General features: G+C 58.3%; 17 protein-coding genes. 3 read left to right on the forward strand and 14 right to left on the reverse strand.

What is annotated here, in order from left to right:
* Positions 1 to 140: 140 nt before the first annotated feature.
* The 11 genes from ABD837_RS12075 to pdhA form a co-directional block, all read right to left on the reverse strand.
* Entirely contained in the window at positions 141 to 1,973 is a 1,833-nt protein-coding gene (locus ABD837_RS12075) for a tetratricopeptide repeat protein (protein ID WP_345054654.1), read from the reverse strand.
* Positions 1,974 to 2,183: 210 nt separating this feature from the next.
* Positions 2,184 to 4,307: a peptidylprolyl isomerase gene (locus ABD837_RS12080; protein WP_345054657.1), complete on the reverse strand. Its 2,124-nt coding sequence runs from the start codon at positions 4,305 to 4,307 to the stop codon at positions 2,184 to 2,186.
* Positions 4,308 to 4,555: 248 nt separating this feature from the next.
* Positions 4,556 to 4,819 (reverse strand): hypothetical protein, encoded by a 264-nt coding sequence (locus ABD837_RS12085; protein WP_345054659.1) that lies wholly within the window; start codon positions 4,817 to 4,819, stop codon positions 4,556 to 4,558.
* Positions 4,820 to 4,846: 27 nt separating this feature from the next.
* Positions 4,847 to 5,413: an LPS export ABC transporter periplasmic protein LptC gene (gene lptC, locus ABD837_RS12090; RefSeq protein ID WP_345054662.1), complete on the reverse strand. Its 567-nt coding sequence runs from the start codon at positions 5,411 to 5,413 to the stop codon at positions 4,847 to 4,849.
* Positions 5,414 to 5,437: 24 nt separating this feature from the next.
* Positions 5,438 to 6,766: a BamG family beta-barrel-assembly machinery protein gene (gene bamG, locus ABD837_RS12095; protein ID WP_345054665.1), complete on the reverse strand. Its 1,329-nt coding sequence runs from the start codon at positions 6,764 to 6,766 to the stop codon at positions 5,438 to 5,440.
* Positions 6,753 to 7,493, reverse strand: a complete 741-nt coding sequence (locus ABD837_RS12100; protein ID WP_345054668.1) for a type III pantothenate kinase — start codon at positions 7,491 to 7,493, stop codon at positions 6,753 to 6,755. Before ABD837_RS12100 ends, bamG begins: the two co-directional genes overlap by 14 nt.
* A gap of 147 nt (positions 7,494 to 7,640) precedes the next feature.
* On the reverse strand, positions 7,641 to 9,677 hold the full coding sequence (locus ABD837_RS12105; protein ID WP_345054670.1) for a pseudouridine synthase: 2,037 nt from the start codon (positions 9,675 to 9,677) through the stop codon (positions 7,641 to 7,643).
* Between the two features lie 155 nt (positions 9,678 to 9,832).
* Positions 9,833 to 10,216 carry a TraR/DksA family transcriptional regulator gene (locus ABD837_RS12110; protein ID WP_345054673.1) on the reverse strand — a complete coding sequence of 128 codons (384 nt, stop codon included), beginning with the start codon at positions 10,214 to 10,216 and terminating at the stop codon, positions 9,833 to 9,835.
* A 176-nt stretch (positions 10,217 to 10,392) separates the two neighbouring features.
* Positions 10,393 to 10,869, reverse strand: coding sequence for a 6,7-dimethyl-8-ribityllumazine synthase (ribH, locus tag ABD837_RS12115; protein WP_345054677.1), 477 nt, complete (start codon positions 10,867 to 10,869; stop codon positions 10,393 to 10,395).
* Positions 10,870 to 10,995: 126 nt separating this feature from the next.
* Positions 10,996 to 11,766, reverse strand: coding sequence for a tetratricopeptide repeat protein (locus ABD837_RS12120; protein ID WP_345054680.1), 771 nt, complete (start codon positions 11,764 to 11,766; stop codon positions 10,996 to 10,998).
* Between the two features lie 62 nt (positions 11,767 to 11,828).
* Positions 11,829 to 12,878 carry a pyruvate dehydrogenase (acetyl-transferring) E1 component subunit alpha gene (gene pdhA / locus ABD837_RS12125; RefSeq protein ID WP_345055103.1) on the reverse strand — a complete coding sequence of 350 codons (1,050 nt, stop codon included), beginning with the start codon at positions 12,876 to 12,878 and terminating at the stop codon, positions 11,829 to 11,831.
* Positions 12,879 to 13,084: 206 nt separating this feature from the next.
* Between pdhA and recF the strand changes: the two genes are divergently transcribed.
* Together recF and ABD837_RS12135 are read left to right on the forward strand one after the other, a co-directional pair.
* Positions 13,085 to 14,194: a DNA replication/repair protein RecF gene (recF, locus tag ABD837_RS12130; protein WP_345054683.1), complete on the forward strand. Its 1,110-nt coding sequence runs from the start codon at positions 13,085 to 13,087 to the stop codon at positions 14,192 to 14,194.
* 92 nt (positions 14,195 to 14,286) lie between these two features.
* Positions 14,287 to 14,598 carry a DciA family protein gene (locus ABD837_RS12135; protein ID WP_345054686.1) on the forward strand — a complete coding sequence of 104 codons (312 nt, stop codon included), beginning with the start codon at positions 14,287 to 14,289 and terminating at the stop codon, positions 14,596 to 14,598.
* A 496-nt stretch (positions 14,599 to 15,094) separates the two neighbouring features.
* Here the strand turns inward: ABD837_RS12135 and ABD837_RS12140 are convergent, their stop codons facing one another.
* Both ABD837_RS12140 and ABD837_RS12145 read right to left on the reverse strand, forming a co-directional pair.
* Positions 15,095 to 15,481, reverse strand: coding sequence for a helix-turn-helix domain-containing protein (locus ABD837_RS12140; RefSeq protein ID WP_345054689.1), 387 nt, complete (start codon positions 15,479 to 15,481; stop codon positions 15,095 to 15,097).
* Between the two features lie 242 nt (positions 15,482 to 15,723).
* Positions 15,724 to 16,587: a glycerophosphodiester phosphodiesterase family protein gene (locus tag ABD837_RS12145; RefSeq protein ID WP_345054691.1), complete on the reverse strand. Its 864-nt coding sequence runs from the start codon at positions 16,585 to 16,587 to the stop codon at positions 15,724 to 15,726.
* A 227-nt stretch (positions 16,588 to 16,814) separates the two neighbouring features.
* Between ABD837_RS12145 and ABD837_RS12150 the strand changes: the two genes are divergently transcribed.
* Positions 16,815 to 17,435, forward strand: a complete 621-nt coding sequence (locus tag ABD837_RS12150) for a hypothetical protein (protein WP_345054694.1) — start codon at positions 16,815 to 16,817, stop codon at positions 17,433 to 17,435.
* Positions 17,436 to 17,512: 77 nt separating this feature from the next.
* On the opposite strand, the gene ABD837_RS12155 is transcribed toward ABD837_RS12150, so the two are convergent.
* A complete protein-coding gene (locus ABD837_RS12155; protein WP_345054696.1) occupies positions 17,513 to 17,782 on the reverse strand; it encodes a PLD nuclease N-terminal domain-containing protein in 270 nt (89 codons plus the stop codon).
* Positions 17,783 to 17,829: the final 47 nt, after the last annotated feature.

Consider the following 17,829-nt stretch of genomic DNA (forward strand, 5'->3'; position numbering starts at 1 on the left):
TGTGCTCATGTACGGCGTGTTTATCTTGGCCCTGGCGCTACTATTCGTGTTTTTTGGGTAGGACGCAGCCTTTGCTGCGTCGAGCGTTGAACGAGAGAAAACATTGCGGCGCAATCGCCCGACGCAGCAAAGGCTGCGTCCTACTGCACGCCGTCGCCGCGCAGCTTGCGGAATCGCTTGCGGGCCTCTGCTACGTAAATACTGCCCGGGAACTTGGTGATAACCTGGTTGTACAGCGCCTGGGCCTGCACCTTGTCCTTCACGTCCTCCTCCTGAATACGGGCCAATAAAAACAGGGCATCGTCGCTCAGCACATCCGTTTTCGGATTATTGGTAATGCGCTCCAGCGTAGCCATCGCCCCGGGAAAGTCCCCGGTGCGCCGCAGCAGTTGCGCCTTGAGGTAGTACGTATCATCGGCCAACGAATGGCCGGGGAAGCGCTCCAGCAACGCATCGAGCCCCTTGAGGGCTTCGGGAATCTTGTTCTGAAACACGAGCTGCTCTACAGCAGCATAGGCTTTCAGCCCAAGGCCCAGGGTATCTTCCACGGTGTTGTCCTGAATCAGCAGCGAAAGCTGCATGGCGTCGTTGGCAATTTCGCGGGTGGTGGCTTCTTTCAGAATGTCGAGGTGACTTTGGGACAGCTTGAAATCGCCGGCGTAGTAACTCAGGCGGGCGTTGCGCAGCTTGGCCTCGTAGCCCAGCGGCGAGTCCTTGTGCGACTTTTCCACTTGTGAGTACAGCAAGGTCGCCTCCCAGGGCTCCCCTTTCAGAATGTACAGGTCGCCCTGGGTCACCTTGGCTTCGTCCACCACTTCATCGCTGGCGCGGGGCATGTCGATGACTTCCTGCAGCAGCGTCATGGCCTTAGCGCGCTCATTCAGCTGGAAGGCGTAGAGGTTGGCCAGGTTGCGGATGACAGAGGCACTGTTGGCGTTACGGCCCAGTTCAGTTAGCAGCTGGTCGTATTCGGCTACCAGGGCGCGCACTTTGGCAGGGTCTACAGGATAAGTCTCGCGCACCTGAGCCTCGCGGGCCTGCAGCAGGCGCTGGCGGGCCGCCGCGTAGTACGGGCCGCTGCGGTACTCTTTGGCCACGTATTCGAAGCCCTCAATAGCCGTTTCGTAGTCTTTGTTCTGCTGGGCAATGGCGGCCAGCTCCAGCACGCGCACGCCACCGCTCTGGGCGCGGCGGTCGAGGGCGCGGGCCTGCACCAGCGCCCCGGTGAAGTCGTGTCGCTGCATCTGCAGCCAGAGGAGTAGCTCGCTGTAGGCGGCCTGGTCCGGGTGGTCCTGCACGGCGCTCAGCAGCTGCTTTTCCAGCGCGTCGAAGTCCTTTTCCTCATGCAGGGCGTTCTGGAGCATGTTGCGCACGAAGGGCAGCTGCCGGTCGTCACGGGCTACAAGGCGCAGCGTTTCGGCTAGCACTTGGGCCTGGTTCTGCGTCTGGGTATAGAGCCGAATAAGCTGCGGGGCGTACTCGGTATCGTTCTTAGCCAGCGCCCGGCCGCGCAGGTAAGCCTTTTCCGTCCAGGCAGGCAACTCGCGGCGGCTGAACTCGGCAGCTACCGGCAGCACCTGGGCGGGCGTGAGCTGGGCCACCACCTTTTGCCACTGCTTGTCGGCAGCCGAGGCATCGCCGGCCGCTTGATATACCGCACCCAACGTCACGCCGAGTGTGGCATCATCGGGGCGCAGCTTCACGGCCTTCTTTGCCAGTTTTTCAGCTTCCTTGTAGCGCTTCAGGGCCTGCAGCGACTCCAGGTACACCGGAAATACCGCCAGGCTCACCTGCTCTTCAACAGACAACTTCTCGAACAGAAAAACGACCTTTTCGTTCTCGCCCCGGCGGGCATAGTCCTGAGCCAAGCTGGTGCTGCTGGCGGGCACCCAGGCGCCGCTTCGGCCGGGCTGCGCCCAGGCAGGCACCGAAAGCGTTAGAGCTGCAGCAAGTAAAAAGGAAGAAGGACGCATAAGTTTCAATAAGCTGGGTACCCAATACAAACCACGGGCACGCGGCAGTGGGTAAACGTACGGATTATCCCGCTTCGTTCAACGGGCTTTGCAGAGCCAGGTTCCGCTGCCATGCGCTTGGTGCCCAGCCTTGGATAGTGCATCCTGAGGGCAACAAAAAAGGGCCGCCCCCGAAGGTACGGCCCTTTTGAGACACTGGCTTTGCGCGGCTTAGAAGAACTTAGCGCGGTTGTCCTGCACGTTGGCGTGCGACTTGATGGCCTCGTAAATTTTGCCATCCTGCTGCTGGACGCGCTGCTGCACCAGCTGCGTGCGTACGGCTTTTAGGTCAGCAGTAGCCGCAGGAGGAGTCAGGCTAACGGGCTCCACCACAATCACGCCTTGCTCGCCCTGAATGGCGGCCGAGTGCTGGCCGGGCTTCAGTGCGAAAGCTTTGCCAACAGCCAAGGGCTCAAAACCCACGTTGGCGAGGCTGCCCTGGCCCAGAATAACGTCGGGGGCGGTGCCTACTTGGGCAGTGGGGCCGTATTTCGAAGCCATTTCTTCCAGCGAACCGGTCTTAGGCAGCTTGCCCATAATCGTCTTGGCCTTCTCCTCGTTGCGCACCAGCGCCGACAACTCGGGGCGCATGTTGGCCACGGTAGCGGTGCCTTTGGCGCGCTCGTCGGCAAGAGCAGCAATCACAAACTGGTCGCCTACGGTGAACACGTCCGACACGTCGCCTACTTTGGCGGTGGTGCCGTTCGGGCCATGGCCAAACGCCCAACGCACAACTTCGCGGGCATTCTGCAGGCCGTTCACGGCACTGGCGTTGGCATCGAGGTTCTTGGCTTCCTGCTTTTGCAGGGTCTTGTCTTTCGCCAGCTCAGCGCGGAAGCTGGCCAGGTCCGTGATTTTGGCACGGAGCTCATTGGCGCGGGTGTTGGCCGCGTCGTAGGTAGCCTCGCTTGGGGTGATGGTCTTCTTCACCTCGGCTACCTGGTAGGTCTGCTTGGTGGGTGCGGCCGTTACCTTAATTACGTGGTAGCCGAACGAAGTCTCCACCAGATTGGGCAACAGGCCGGGGCCCGAAGCGCCAAAAATGGCTTTCTCGAACTCGGGGACCATGCGGCCCTTGCCAAACCAGCCGAGGTCGCCGCCCTGGTCTTTGGTGCCGTCGGTGCCAAACTGCCGGGCCAGCGCGGCAAAGTCCGCCCCGCCCTTGATTTTGTTGAGAATGTCCTGGGCCTTGGCTTTCGCGGTGGCCTTGGCTTCGGGCGTGGTACCTTCGGCTTTGATGAGAATGTGGCTGGCGCGGGCGGCGGGCTCTTTGCCAGTGCCAACGCCGGTTACTTTGAACAGAGTCGACGTACCGGCTTCGGCATACGGGCCGTAAATTTTGCCCTGTGCCAACGGCAGCTGCTTGCGGAGCTGCTCGGGCAGGTCGGCTGGCGAGCGGAAGTTTTTGTTGTAGGGCTGCTCCGAGTTGGCCGCCACAAACAGCGAATCAACCGGTGCCGAGGCGAACTGCGTAGCCAGCTCGGCCATCGAGGCGTTTACGTTGGTGCTGTCCTCTTTCGAAGCCACCACCGGTACGGTCACGTACTCAATCGAGCGGCCGGCTTCTACCTTGTACTTGCTGGCATTTTTGTCGAGGTAAGCCTGCAGCTGCGCATCGGTCACCTTCACCGCCGAGTCGGAGATGCTGCCGTAGGGCACGAACAGGTACTTCACCGTGGCCTTGGTGTTCTGGTTATCGTTGAAGCGCTTGGCTTCGGCCGTGGTCACGTACACCGAGTTTTTCAGCAGGGCGTTGTACTTGTTGGCGAGGCGCTCGGCCGGCAGGTTGGCTTCGAAATTGCGCCAGGCGGCCTGGTTTTCGGGGGGCAGCTTGTCGAGGTTTTTCAGGTAGTCAATCAGGCGGGCTTTGTCGAACTGGCCGGTGGCTTTGTCGGTAAACGCCTGGCGAATGCCGGGAGCCACGTTGTCGCCCTGCACCATGTCCACGAGCTCGTCGTCGCTCACGGTCAGGCCCAGCTTCTCCCACTCCGGCTGGAAAGCCAGCTTGTAGAGGGTCTGGTTCCAGGCCTGGTCGCGCAGGTACCCCATGGCCTGGTCGTCGGGCTGGCGCTGCTGCTGGGTCACAAAAGCCTGCTTGGCCTGCTCCAGAGCGGCGTTGTAGTCATTGAGCTCCACTTTCTGGCCGGCCACTTCGCCCACCACGTTGTCGTTGCGGCCAAAGAGGCGGTTTTTGCCGCCCACCAGGTCGCCGCCCACAATGAAGAGCAGCATCCCGACGGCCACGGTACCTACCGCCCAGCCAGATTTTTCCCGAATCGTGTTAATTAAAGCCATTTAGGTGCTAATTGTCCGTTTTTAGTGGTCCGTTGTCAGCCCCGAAGCAGTCGTTCAGCACAAACTGACAACGAACAACGAGCAACTGACAACTAGGGTAGTTGGTCAAAAGAGGCGCAAAATAACCAGAATTTGGCCGGCAATCAAAGTATTACCGGTTTTTAGGGCGGCCCGCCCGGCAATAATGGCCCGTCGAGCAGCCGTCAGGCAACATTCCGGGGCTCCGGGGCTTTTTTGCACCGGGCTGCCTAGCGGCGCTTTTTAGTCGATTTGGCCGGGGTGCGGGCCTGTTTTTCCCGGGCCAGCTTGGCTTCCTGCTCGGCAATTTTAGCGGCCACGCGCTCCTGCTGTCGCCAGTACAACAGCGGCATCCAGCAGGCCATCGCCACCATGAAAATCCAGTAGTTACGCATCAGGTCGTTGAACAGCAACGTCTGATAGATGCCGATGACCATGGCCACCACGCCCACCGCAAACAGTACGGTGCGCAGCAGGTCTTTGTCGAATTTCATGAGTAGTAAGAAGGAAAAGCGGGCGGGCTACAGCCCCGCACCCGTTTTGGCCAGAATGCCGGTGGGCCGCTTAATGCTGTAACGCGAAAAATTCTGGTTCGCCGTCAGGCCATACCCGTCGATGTATTCGGTGGGCGTTTCCACCTTCACAAACATGGCGGTATCGGTATAAATCACCTGCTTGTTCTTATCGAAAAACATCTCTTCGGTGCTCATCTTCTGTTGGTTGGGCACGTTGGCCACGCGCACGTCGCCCCGCATGGTGTAGAGGTTTTTCGCTTTGTCCAGCTTGCCGTACTTGGCCGTGAGCGTGTTGACGACCGTCTTCTTACCATCGGCCGAATAAAAGGTGACTTTCACCCCTGTGGGCCAGACAAAATCGCCGTTATCAAACTGCTGCTGCAGGGGGGCTGTCAGTTGAAACTTCAACTTGGCCGAGTCACTTACCAGTTCCACCACGTTGGTGGTCTCCATCAGCGGGCCGGTGTATACCTGAGGCAGACCAACGGCGGCTTTTTTTTCGCAAGCCATCAGGCCCAGCCCTGCCAGCAGAGCCGCGCCACTACTGAAGCCGCGCTGCGTGAATCCGAACAAGTTAATAATTCTGTTAAAACGTGGTTACTGCAGGCGGCGCTTGATAAACCAACGGTTGTTGAGCGTGACACCCAGCTGCCCGCGAAGGTAGCTTTCCTGCACGTTGCTGGCCCCGCTGCTTAGCACGTCGGTGTTGCCCCGCTGGCCGTAGGTAAAGGCCAGGCTGAGTGTAGTCGACTCCAGGGCCGAGGCCGTGGGCATCGGAAACGCGAAGCCCCAACTCACCGACCGGTCGTAGAGCGTTTTGCCACCGGGCTGGTAAGGCAGTTGGGCCATGCTGATGCCGGCGCGGTACGTCACGCGCTGGAAGTAATGCTCTACCGAGCCCGGGTCGGGCGAAATCTCGCCGCCCAAGCCCACGCGCATCGTATTGCTCAGGGCCGGGCCGTTGTTGTTGAAGCTCGTAAACTTCGACCACTGCTGCTGGGCCACATCCAGGTTGATGTTCCAGTTCTTGTCGTTGTCGAGGCTCAGGCCCAGTTGAGCCAGGCCGGGCACGTAGGTGCTTCCCCGCCCGTCGCCCACCAAGGTAGGCGCGCTAATGAGGCTGCCCGACATATCCTCCCGCTCCTGGGTGTTGGTTTGCTGGCCCCGCAAGCTGTGGCCGAAGCTGTACACTCCGCCCAGGTTCATGCTCAGCGATTTGCCCACCTTCTGGCGGTAGTGCGCTCCAGCCCGGAACGAAAAGTCGGAATAGCGCGTGTGCTGGCGGTCCACCGATTTTATCAGCGGGTCATTGTTGTTCACAATTTGCACAGTGGTTCCGGTGGTTTCGTCTACCGTTCCAAACAGATAGGATGCCGTGAAGCCCACCGTCAGGCCTTTCGCGATGCGCACGCCCTGGCCCAGGTACGCTTCGGATACCCCGCCGGTGCCCTTGTACTGCTTCAGCGACTGCGACCCGGGCTCGCCGGTTACGTCCTGCAAAATGTTCGACTCGTAGTCAACAGCACTCAGGGGCTTCAGGCCCACAGCGGCGCCCCAACGCGAAGCCAGTGGCACCGACAGCGCGAAGTACCCCAACGTGCCATTGCCACTGCGGCTCGAAGCCTTAGCGTTTTTTATGGTCTTATACTGCCCGGTATAACCAGCTTCGAACGTGGTACGGCCGGTATAGTAAAGCAGCGCGGGGTTCAACTCGTTTACGTTGACAGAGTTGGGAGCCGCCACCCCCACGCCGCCCATGCCCATCTGGCGCACACCGCCCGTGTTGGCATTGAACTCGCCAAGCCCGATACGTGAGTAAGGCGAATTGCCCAGGCCCTGAGCCTGCGCACCATTGGCTGCCATCGCCGCCAGGCCTGCCAATACCATCCCCAGCACCCGGCCGTCCATCACTTTACTTGTCAACATGATACGCTAAAATCCGATTTAGCCCGAGCAGTACCAGCTCAGGGACGACAAAGATACACTTCGGGAGCCGGGCTGCCAGAAAGGCGGCGTCGCCCCCAGTCAGCAGTACTCCCAGCCCGGGGTGCCGCTGCTGATACTGAGTTAGTAAGCCTTCGATTTCGGCCACCACTCCGTTCACCACGCCACTCAGCATGCTCCCGCTAGTGGAGTCGCCGACCAGCGAAATCGTTGCATCGGCGGCCGGCAGCTCCAGCAGCGGCAGCCGCCCCGTGAAGGCGTGCAGGGCCCGCAGCCGCATACCTAGCCCCGGCCCGATGCTGCCGCCGTGGTAGGTTTCGTCGGCCGTCACAAGGTCAAACTTGAGCGCTGTGCCGGCATCGATGATGAGCGTGTCGCGACCCGGGCGCAGGGTAGCTGCGCCCACGGCCGCCGCCAGCCGGTCGGCCCCCAGGCTATGGGGCGTGGCATAGGCATTGCGCAACGGCACCGGCGTAGTAGCCGGGCTAAAGGCCAGGATTTCGCCCGGCACCAAGCCGCGCAGGTCTTCCGCTACCAGCACGGCCGCCTCGGCTACTGAGGCTACTACTACGTGCTGGGGCTGCCAGCGCTGCACCAGTCCCCGCACCTGCGCCGCCGTCAGGCCAGCGGCCATCTCGCGCAGCAGCGGGCCATCGAACGCGCCGGCCTTCACGGCCGTGTTGCCGATGTCGAGGGCAAGGGTGTGCATGTTTGTGTCTGGTTGTTTAAAGCAAGAACGTCATGCTGAGCGCAGCCGAAGCATCTCTACTGGGGAGTAAATAATTACTCTTTGCGGTAGAGATGCTTCGACTGCGCTCAGCATGACGTTCCAAGGTTTATTCTCGCCAATCAGGCCTTACAAGAAGTACTTCATGCGAATGACTTCCTGCTCGCTCAGAAAGCGCCACTTGCCACGCGGCAGGTCTTTTTTGGTGAGGCCAGCGTACTGCACGCGGTCCAGGGCCACTACTTCGTAGCCGAGGTGCTCGAAAATGCGCCGCACAATGCGGTTACGACCAATGTGAATTTCAATGCCCACAAAGTGCGCGTTGCCCGCCACCACGGCCACGTCATCAACTACGGCCTTGCCATCTTCCAGCTCCAGGCCTTCGGCAATCTTGCGCAGGTCTTCTTCGGACAGCGGCTGGCTCAGTTCAACCTGGTAGATTTTTTTGTTCTTGTGCGAAGGGTGCGACAGCTTCTGGGCCACTTCACCGTCGTTGGTGAAGAGCAGTAGGCCCGTGGTGTTGCGGTCGAGGCGGCCCACCGGGAAGATGCGCTCCTTCGAGGCACCCGCCACCAAATCCATCACCGTGCGGCGGCCCTCCGGGTCTTCCGTAGTCGTGATGAAGTCCTTGGGCTTGTTCAGCAGCACGTACACCGACTTCTCGCGGTTGAGGTTGGTTTTGCCGTACTGCACCGTGTCTTCGGGCTGCACTTTGTAGCCCATCTCCGTTACCACTTCGCCATTTACTTTGATTTCGCCGGCCGCAATCAGCGCATCGGCCTCCCGGCGCGAGCAAATGCCAGCGTTGGCGATGTAGCGGTTCAGGCGCGTTTCGTCCGCACCGAACTCTTCGAGTTCGTCGCGACGGCGCTTGTTGCCGCGGGTTTTGTCGGCTTCGTAGTGCTTCAGGTTCTTGTAGTCGGGTGCTTCGCCGGGCTTTTCGCCATACTTGGGCTTGTCGGCGCGGTTGTCGAGGCCCACCGGGCGGGCCGGGCGTGGCTTGTCGGGCGTAGCCCCGTAGCCGGTACCCGAACGGCGCACGCTGCGCTCCTGGGCTTTCAGAGCCTCGCGGCGCTCGGCAAAGCTGCCGGGCGCAGGAGCCCAGCGCTCAGTCGAGCTACGCTTCTCATGACCACCCGGGCGCTCGCCGGTACTGCGGCTAGCGGGCGCGCCATCGCGGCGGCCAAACGCGCCGGGCGTGAACTTGCGGCCAAACGCGGCCTGGTCGGCGCGGTAATCGGCATTGCCGGCTTCGGCGCGCTCGGTATTAAAGGTCCGGCGCTCGTCGCGCTCGGGCCGCTCGCTGCGCTCCTCTCGGGGCTGCGGCGGGTTGGCCTCAAAAGGACGGGCCGACCGGATGGGGCGGTTTGGGCCGCGCTCTTCGCTGCGGTCCGCACCGCGCTCGAAGCTCTCGGTTTCGCGGGGCGTGCTGCGGCCGAAGCTGCCGCCGGTGCGCGGGGCCCGGTCTTCAGCCGATTCGTTAGGGTTTGCTTTCTGGAATTTGCGGTTGCGCTCGCCGGCCTGGCCGCGGGGCACCGCCTTCTCGCCCTCGCGACGGTAAGGCTGGCCACTCCAGTTCTCCTTGGGCTGATACTCGCGGATGGGGCGGGCATCGGCCGACTGGCTGCGCTGCTCGCCGCGGTCCACCCCGTAGTTGCGGGGCTCGGCCGTGCGGCCGTAGCTGGTGCCGGTGCGCTGCTCTTTGCCCTCAAAGCGCGGCTTGTTATCGTCGCGGCGCTCGAAGGGCCGGTCGCCGCCGGGGCGGAAACCACCACCGCTCGGGCGCGAGTTGCCGAAGCTGCTGCCGCCGTCGCGCTGGCCACCGCCGTAGCTGCTGCCATAGGGGCGCTTCTCGCCACCCTCAAACTTCTTGGCGCCAAAGCTGCCGCCCGAAGCCGGACGGCCAAATGCGCCATTTGAAGGGCGCCCGAAAGCACCATTGCTGGCCGGGCGGCCATTGCCGTAGGCTGGGCGGTCGCCGTTGCGGGGGCCGCGGTCGCTGCCGTAGCCGCCGCGGTCATTGCCACCACGGTCGCTACCACCACGCTCATTACCGCCGCGCTCGTTGCTGCTGCGACCGGCGCTGTTGCCGAAACCGCCGGGTCCACCCGTATTGCGGCCGCCGCGACGGTCCGCCTTATCTTCTGAAAAATGTTTCTTGCCCATGGGGAGAAAAGTTGCGTGCCGTATCGCTACGGTACTGGTTTAGTTAAAACGAATCGGTACCGAAAAGACGGTGGTCAGAGGGCGACAACAGCGTTGCTGTCAAAATCATTCTGACCACCGGCTTCCCGGTACCGAGGTATTCTTTTGGCAGCTGCTTAGTCGCGGCGAGCCATTTTAGCTTCGATGGAGTGCTGGGTGTGGGGCACGGCCCGCAGGCGCTCTTTAGGGATGAGCTTACCCGTACCGATGCACACGCCGTAGGTGCCGTTCTTGATGCGAATTTGGGCGTTTTCGAGCTGCTGGATAAACTTCATCTGGCGCGAGGCCAACTGGTTCATGCTCTCCTTCTCAGCCGTGTCGGCACCATCTTCCAGCACCTTGGCCGACGAAGCGGTAGTGTCGGTGCCCGAGTCGTTGCTACGGTTCAGGGTTTCTTTGATGAACGACAACTCCTTACGGGCCGCCGTCAGCTTGTCCTGAATAATCTGGTCGAACTCGTTGAGGTCTTCCCGCGAATAGCGAATGTTGTCTTCGTTCATTGAAAAAGAAAAAAGGGAGTGGTAAGGAATGGCAGACAATGATGCGGCTCCAACCCCAGCAGCTACCAAATGGTTTAGTAGCGGTTGAAGTGCACCAACCGGCTTTTAGCTAGCTGGTACACGTTGGTTTTGCGGGTGCAAATCTACGGCTTAATACCCGCTTTGCCGGGCTGCTGCTAAAAGCCTAACATTTGGATAGCAGCCACTGCTGCTTCTACGCCCTTGTTGCCGTGCTTCCCGCCGGCCCGGTCCCAGGCCTGCTCCAAGGTGTTGGTCGTCACCAGCCCGAAAATAACGGGCTTGTTGAACTTCAGCCCCACCTGAGTAATGCCCTGCGCCACGGCGTGGCAGATGTAGTCGTCGTGCTTGGTTTCGCCCTGAATAACGACACCCAGGCAGATAACGGCATCAATCTCGTCGTGCTGCGCCAGGAACTGCGCCCCCAGCGTCAACTCAAAGCTGCCGGGCACGGTGTTGCGGAAGATGTTATCGGCAATGGCCCCATGCTTCACCAAGGTATCGTAGGCCCCAGCACTGAGGATATCGGTGATGTCGCGGTTCCAGTCGGCTACCACCAAACCAAATTTCTTTGCGCTGATATCAATGAAAGTAGACGCGTCGTAGTCGCTCAGGTTTTGTAGGGAAGTTGCCATAATCGATGGGTCGGTAAAAAGCAGTCATCCTGAGCGTAGCGAAGGACCTTATCACGCTTGAACGGGTGTCGTTCGGCTGCAATAAGGTCCTTCGCTACGCTCAGGATGACCAAATGAGTTGCGATGTTATTTCTCCAGCTTGGCCTTGTACTGGCGGGCTTCGGCTACTTCCTGCGAAGTCGGGTACTCGGTGATGATGCGGTTATAAGCCTTAAGCGCACCTTCCTCGTCTTTGGCTACTTCACGGGCAGTAGCCTCTTTGAGCAGGTAGCTGGGCGAGAAGTATTCGTTTGCGTTATGGTCGGCGGCTTTCGCATAGAGGTCGGCGGCTTCTTTGGGCTTGTTGAGTTCCAGCTGAGCGTCGCCCATCAGCGCGTAGGCCCGGCTCTGCACCAGGTAGTCATCCGAGCTGAAGTCTTCGAGGTAATCGAGGGCCGCTTTGTAGTCACCCTTTTTCAGCGAGGCCACACCAGCGTAGAAGTTCGCCAGGTTACCAGCTTTGGTGTTGCCGTACTCGTTGGCTACCGTCACCAAGCCGGGAGCTTTGCCGTCGCCCTTAATGGCTTTGGTTAACGAATCAGCTTCCCAGTTATTCACGGCCCGGAACATGCTGGACTGGGCCTTGGCGTCCTGCTGGGTACGCCAGGTGTAGAAGCCAAAAGCACCTACCACGGCCAACACCACTGCGGCCAGAATGCCCAGCAACAGGTTGCGGTTGCTGCGCACGAAATCCTCGGTTTCGACCAGGCGGGCAGCCAGGGCATCCGGGTCTTCCAGCAACGGGTTCTCGGCCTCGAGGTTCTCGGCCGGAGCCAGCGGGTCGGCCGGCACGTTCTGGTTTACTTGCTGCCCCTGGCGGGCCTGCTGGCTTTTGCCAGTGTAAGGAATCTTCGACATTGCGATGGGTATGGCAACAGCTGCCCGCAGGCAAGCTGGTGGTGGGCCGGGGCCCGGTTAAATTAGTCGTGAATGTATGGGTAGTCAGCCTGCACGTACACGTCCTTGAACAATTCGTCGGGAGTGGGATATGGCGAGCTCTCGGCGAAATCAACCGACTCCTGCACCTTGGCCTTGATGCGCTCATCAATAGCCTCGAGGTCGGCTTCGGAAGCGAAGTTATTGGTCAGGATGGTGTGCCGCACGCCTTCAATGGCATCGCGCAGGCGGTAGTCTTCCAACTCCTCCTTGGTGCGGTACTTGGCCGGGTCGCTCATCGAGTGGCCCTTGTAGCGGTACGTCTTGAACTCGAGCAGCGTGGGGCCTTCGCCAGCGCGGGCGCGCTCAGCGGCGCGGGCCACGGCCTGGTGCACGTCTTCCACGCGCATGCCGTTCACCGGCTCCGAAGGCATGTCGTAGCTCAGGCCGAGCTTGTAGAGGTCCGTCACGTTCGAAGTGCGCTGCACCGACGTACCCATGGCATATCCATTGTTCTCAATCACGAAGATGACGGGCAGCTTCCACAGCATCGCCATGTTGAACGCCTCGTGCAGGGCGCCCTGGCGTACCGCGCCGTCGCCCATGTAGCAGATGCAGAGCTTGCCCGTTTTGTTATACTTCTCGGCGAAGGCTATGCCTGCACCCATTGGCACCTGGCCGCCCACAATACCGTGGCCGCCCATGAAGCCAACCTCCTTGTCGAACATGTGCATCGAGCCCCCCTTGCCTTTGGAGCAGCCGGTGGCTTTGGCAAACAGCTCGGCCATGACGGCATTGGGCGAAGTGCCTAGGGCTAAGGGGTGAGCGTGGTCGCGGTAGGCGGTGATGTACTTGTCGCCTTTCTCCAGTGCCGATACGGCACCAGCGACGCAAGCCTCTTGGCCGATGTAGAGGTGGCAGAAGCCTTTGATTTTTTGCTGACCATACAGCTGTCCGGCCTTGTCCTCGAATTTGCGCATGAGCTGCATTTGCTCATACCAGGTGAGGTAGGTTTCCTTCGGGAAAGAGGCGGCCGGCTGAGCCGGAGCGGGCTTGCCTGAAGCCTTGGCGGTAGCACGGTCGGTGCCGGGCATCACGGGGTCGGGCTGAGCCACGGTGGCAACACCGTTGGTCTTTCCTGTGACAGCCGCCTTGGGGGCAGCACCGGTGGCAGCCTTCGAGGCGGCTGGTTTTTTAGAAGCAGCTTTTACTTTCGTATCCGCCATAGCACGTTCAAGGAAAGAAATAATTCGCGTTGGGAGGGCGAAATTACGTAAAACTGCTGGCAAATCCGCACCTTATGACTCTTGACTCCCTCCAGCTGCTTTTTTTTAAAAATTATGACGACGCAGCCCTCCATCTTTCCCCTGGCCTCAACTGCTTCATCGGCGACAACGGCAGCGGCAAAACCAATCTGCTAGATGCTATTCACTACTTATCGCTTACGAAAAGCGCCATTTCTGCCACCGATGCCCTTTGCATCAAGCAAGGAGCTGATTTCTTTGTGGTTAAAGGCACGTTCACCAATGACTTGCCTGACATTCAGGAAGTTATTCAGGTGAGCCTTCGCCAAGGTCAAAAAAAGACCATTACGCACGACAAGCAGGCCTACGAGCGCATGGCCGACCACATCGGCCGCTACCCTGCCGTACTCATCTCGCCCTACGATACCGACCTCATCCGCCAGGGCAGCGAGGAGCGGCGCAAGTATTTTGATAGCCTGATGGCGCAGCTCGACCACGAGTTCCTGGAGCTGCTCATTACTTATAATGCGCTGCTCCGCCAGCGCAACGCGGTACTGAAGCAGGGCGTGGGTACTCATGGGTTCGACCGAGAATACCTCTTGGCCCTTGATGAGCAACTTGCTCCGCTGGGGCAGCAAATCACCACGCTTCGCGCCGCCTTTTTAGCTGAGTACTTGCCCGTCTTCCAGCGGCATTATCAGCAGCTGGCCGACGGGCGCGAGCAGGTCACGCTTACGTATAAGAGCCAGTTGCTAGATGCTGACTTCGCTCAATTACTGCGCAGCAACGAACGCCGCGACTTCGTGCTGCAGCGTAGCACTACTGGCTCGCACCGCGACGACTTCGTTTTTCTGATGGAGGAAATGCCCGTTAAATCGCATGCCTCCCAGGGCCAGCAGAAGTCATTTGCCATTGCCCTCAAACTGGCCCAGTTCGAATTGCTGGCCGCCAAGCAGCAACACAAACCGTTGCTCTTGCTCGATGACATATTCGACCGGCTCGACGACAAGCGGATTGCCCGTTTGCTTGAGTTGGTCGCCAACGAAACCTTTGGCCAGGTTTTCCTCACCGACACTAACCTTGAACGCACTGACCAGGCGCTTTCCCGGGTCACCATTCCCATTCGCCGTTTTCGGGTTCAGAGCGGTTCGGTAGCTCCGGTTTAGCTATTTGGCAAAGCCTTTTTGGGGTATTGGAGGCGTACCTTTGTGGACGCAACGGAGGGCATCTATCAAGCCGTTGCTGCCTCTCCTCACCTGTGAAAAAGCCATCCACCCCTACCCGCTCCGGCGACATCATTCCGCTAAAAGAAGGGCTCGAAGCACTGGTTCGTGCCTATCGGCTACAGGGAAAATTGAACGAGGTAACGGTGGTATCAAGCTGGGAGCGCGTCATGGGTAAAGCCGTCGCGCTAAAAACTCAGGAGGTCTATGTCAACAAGGGCCGTCTTTTTGTACGCCTCTCTTCTGCCCCGCTCAAACACGAGCTATTAATGGCCAAGACCCGCGTGGCTGAACTCATCAATGCCGAAGTTGGAGAAGTAGTCGTGAAGGAAGTCATCTTCCTGTAGAATCCCCCTTCTTTTTCTGGAGTTACATCATTTTCCAAACGAACTCCGGTTTGTGAAAGGAAAGCTTATGCCCGCTTTTAGTTGAGTGCGTTTAACACTTTATAAGTCCACACCGACCCTTTTGTTTGTTGCCAGCTGCCGACTCGATAGCTCTACCACACCCGGAGTCCTGTGCCTCTCGATAAGCTCTGCGCTACCCCTTTGAGCTTGGAACATTCTCGGCTTTGATGCGAGGTGCAATTCTCCATTTCCACAGCAAGTCGTACTTCTCACCTGGCAAAATCACATTGCCGATTCCGGTGCTGTCACATCCATGTGCAGTGTCTTTTTTTTGGAATGAACCGGCGCGCGAAGAGTAATTTCATAGGCCGCCCCTCTGGCCCTAGGCTACCACTGCAATCAGTCTAAAAAGCGTTGTAACGTTTACTTGCCTAGCAGCACAATCAAGACGTTTGCTTAGAGCGCGAACAAAAATGTTTCACGTGGAACATTTTTGTTACTTGGGGCCGTACACTTTCAACAGAAGCTCATTGTAGGCTTCCAGCAGGGATATATACTTTGCCTGTAGCAATAAAAGCTGTCGCGAAGGGTCACTATCAGCAGGTTGAGGTTGTGTTACACGTGGTGTAACAACATGGGACGCAACATTACGGACAGGTTGTGTTACAAATAAAAGCGACGATTGTTGTAACGAAGTAAAATCGTTCGAAAAATCATGGTTGATTATTTCCCCAACCTTCTTTACAAAGCTGTAATCAAGTGTATCCTCCTTGAATTTACGGTAGATAGTCGGACGCGTAATACCCAGCTCATCGACGATGCGCGTAATCGAAATACCGCTGTTTTTGATAGCTTCCTGAAGGATTTCGCCTTGGTGTGGCATAGAGGTAGGCTTGGCGTAACGCTGATGCAAATATGTACAATATGTATCAACAAAACAAATTTGTACTTATAATATGTACAAATAAAGTATCTGTAACAATGTAAAAAGTGTCAATTTCTAAGCGTAATAGTGTAACTGTAAACTAATACGCGATACACTTTGTAACGTTACAAACATATTAATTTACACTATTACAAAAACACATTATACCAGCTTACGGGCAATGAGGAAGGCCTTTTATACTACACCTTCTTATCCAGCAGCGCTACCAATCGGTCGGGGTAGTCAGTTGTAATGCCATCAACGCCCAACTCAATAAGACGAGCAAAGTCGGCTGGCTCGTTTACAGTCCAAGGCACGATGCGCAGACTAGGGTACTGCGTTCGGATTTGAGAAACTGCAGCGGGTGTTACGGTAATTTGATTGGGGCCGAAAGCGTGTGGCACGAAGCCAAGGTCTTTGAGAGAGCTGAACCAATCCTGTTCTGCCTCGACCAATAAGCAGGTTCGCAACTCGGGATTGACTGCACGCGCCAGGCGCAGAATCCGTGCATCGAAACAGAGGACCGTGCATCGGGCTGTTACCCCAGCTTGGTTGAGTTGGGCGAGCACCAAATCGAGAAATGCAGGCGGGGCGGGATGAAAGATGTTGTCTCCTTCAGGCAGACATTTTATCTCTATTGAATAGCCCAGGGGCCGGCGGCTAGGCAGCTGCGCAACCAAGGCTTCAGTAGCAGCCAGTACGTCGCGTAACAAGGGTTTTACCGCAGGTAGCGCTACCTGCTGTGGGAAGTTGGGGTGCGGGTGGCCACAGTCGCATTGCTCAATTAGATGGTACGGCATCTGGTAGAGGTTGTAGGAAGAAGCCGAACCGTGCTGAATGGATTCGTTGGCGGGACCACGGCAGATAATTGGGTTGAGCCAGGGCTCGTGCGATATCACCACCTGGCGGTCGGCAGAAATAACGACGTCTAGTTCCAGCACATCAACACCCAGGCTAATGGCATGGAGGAAAGCCGGCAACGTGTTTTCGGGACGAAGGCCCCGACAGCCGCGGTGGCCGTGAACTTCAGGAAGCACAGGGCGCAATAAGGGAGTATTAGACATAGAAGGAGAAAGTCAGTAAACGCCGTAGAATTGGCGGTGTACGGCGCGAACAGGATTGGCGAATGATGTGGGCCTGAAAACTCTCACGGCGTGCACAAAGCCACGAAAAGGCACGCATTATGGGCCCTTTTTCCATTGAGGCAGCGTGATACATCCAAGCTTAGCTCGTGCTGCTGAGAAGCATATGATTTGGGGTATTTTTGCTTTTACATTCATCAACGACCCTTATGAAAAAACTGCTGCTTTTTGTGTTGCTGCTGGCCCTTGCGGGCGGGGGCTATTACTACTACCGCACCCTGAAGGGCGGACCGAGTGGTTCGCTCGTAGCCGCCGCTGCCGCGGTACAAACCCACGACATGGCCACATTCGAGAAATATGTGGACGTGAGTAGTGTGACGAGCCACCTAGTAGATGACGTGACGCAGCAGAGCTCGGCCCTGACTTCGTTGATGCCCGGCGGTGGTTTGGTAATGGGTGGGGCCATGCGCCTACTTAAACCAACCCTGGCGAAGGCAGCCCACAACGAGGTGCAGCGCTACGTAGAGACCGGCTCGCTGGAAGCAGCGGCCGCCGCCGCACCGAAGCGGCTTGTGAACATTTCGCTGACCAGCCTGGCCAGCAAAGTGGTGAGCCCGGACAGCGAATTCAAAGGAGTAAAGTACAGCCGGGAGGAAGGGGACAATGCTTTCCTGGGCCTGGAGGTAACCCAGCCTCGCTATGACACAACCATGGTGGTGGAGGTGAAAATGCGTCGCCAAGGCGACCACTGGCAGCTAACCCAAATCACGAACAGCGCCGAGTTGTTGCAAGGGGTGGCGCGACTGGAAAAGAAACGCCTGCTGAACTAGCCACGGTTTCAAATGGCATTAAACGCAAAGAGCCCCGACCATTGCTGGCCGGGGCTCTTTGCGTTTAATGCTACGTTCTATTTGCGACCTGAAAACAGGAAATAGATGATGGAACCACCAATGGGGAAAATCCAGATGATGACTCCCCAAACCAGTTTTTTGGTCAAGCTCCAATCCTGCTTAAGCAGACTGATAACAGCCGCAATTGCCAGGATAAGATAGATAATTCCTGCGATGGAGAGGCTGCCATTATCGTTGTAGCGGCTGCAGGAAGTAGCAAGCAACATCAGGGGCAGCAGAAGCGCTGTGAGCGGCAAGCGGGAAGCGTAATGGCGAAGGGTTTGCATGACAGGGGAAGCAAGGTGAAAGAGTGACTTTGGCTTCCTTACGCAAA

The organism is Hymenobacter glaciei (genome assembly GCF_039539585.1).
In the GTDB taxonomy this organism is placed as follows: Bacteria; Bacteroidota; Bacteroidia; order Cytophagales; family Hymenobacteraceae; genus Hymenobacter; species Hymenobacter glaciei.

What these genes read in the sequence shown, in the direction of transcription:
- ABD837_RS12145 (WP_345054691.1), bottom strand. Translation starts at nt 16,587, where the DNA reads ATGTCTAATACTCCCTTATTGCGCCCTGTGCTTCCTGAAGTTCACGGC.
- ABD837_RS12085 (WP_345054659.1), bottom strand. Translation starts at nt 4,819, where the DNA reads ATGAAATTCGACAAAGACCTGCTGCGCACCGTACTGTTTGCGGTGGGC.
- ABD837_RS12100 (WP_345054668.1), bottom strand. Translation starts at nt 7,493, where the DNA reads ATGCACACCCTTGCCCTCGACATCGGCAACACGGCCGTGAAGGCCGGC.
- ABD837_RS12105 (WP_345054670.1), bottom strand. Translation starts at nt 9,677, where the DNA reads ATGGGCAAGAAACATTTTTCAGAAGATAAGGCGGACCGTCGCGGCGGC.
- ABD837_RS12140 (WP_345054689.1), bottom strand. Translation starts at nt 15,481, where the DNA reads ATGCCACACCAAGGCGAAATCCTTCAGGAAGCTATCAAAAACAGCGGT.
- recF (WP_345054683.1), top strand. Translation starts at nt 13,085, where the DNA reads ATGACTCTTGACTCCCTCCAGCTGCTTTTTTTTAAAAATTATGACGAC.
- ABD837_RS12110 (WP_345054673.1), bottom strand. Translation starts at nt 10,216, where the DNA reads ATGAACGAAGACAACATTCGCTATTCGCGGGAAGACCTCAACGAGTTC.
- ABD837_RS12080 (WP_345054657.1), bottom strand. Translation starts at nt 4,307, where the DNA reads ATGGCTTTAATTAACACGATTCGGGAAAAATCTGGCTGGGCGGTAGGT.
- pdhA (WP_345055103.1), bottom strand. Translation starts at nt 12,878, where the DNA reads ATGCCCGGCACCGACCGTGCTACCGCCAAGGCTTCAGGCAAGCCCGCT.
- bamG (WP_345054665.1), bottom strand. Translation starts at nt 6,766, where the DNA reads ATGTTGACAAGTAAAGTGATGGACGGCCGGGTGCTGGGGATGGTATTG.
- ABD837_RS12075 (WP_345054654.1), bottom strand. Translation starts at nt 1,973, where the DNA reads ATGCGTCCTTCTTCCTTTTTACTTGCTGCAGCTCTAACGCTTTCGGTG.
- ABD837_RS12150 (WP_345054694.1), top strand. Translation starts at nt 16,815, where the DNA reads ATGAAAAAACTGCTGCTTTTTGTGTTGCTGCTGGCCCTTGCGGGCGGG.
- ABD837_RS12155 (WP_345054696.1), bottom strand. Translation starts at nt 17,782, where the DNA reads ATGCAAACCCTTCGCCATTACGCTTCCCGCTTGCCGCTCACAGCGCTT.
- ribH (WP_345054677.1), bottom strand. Translation starts at nt 10,869, where the DNA reads ATGGCAACTTCCCTACAAAACCTGAGCGACTACGACGCGTCTACTTTC.
- ABD837_RS12120 (WP_345054680.1), bottom strand. Translation starts at nt 11,766, where the DNA reads ATGTCGAAGATTCCTTACACTGGCAAAAGCCAGCAGGCCCGCCAGGGG.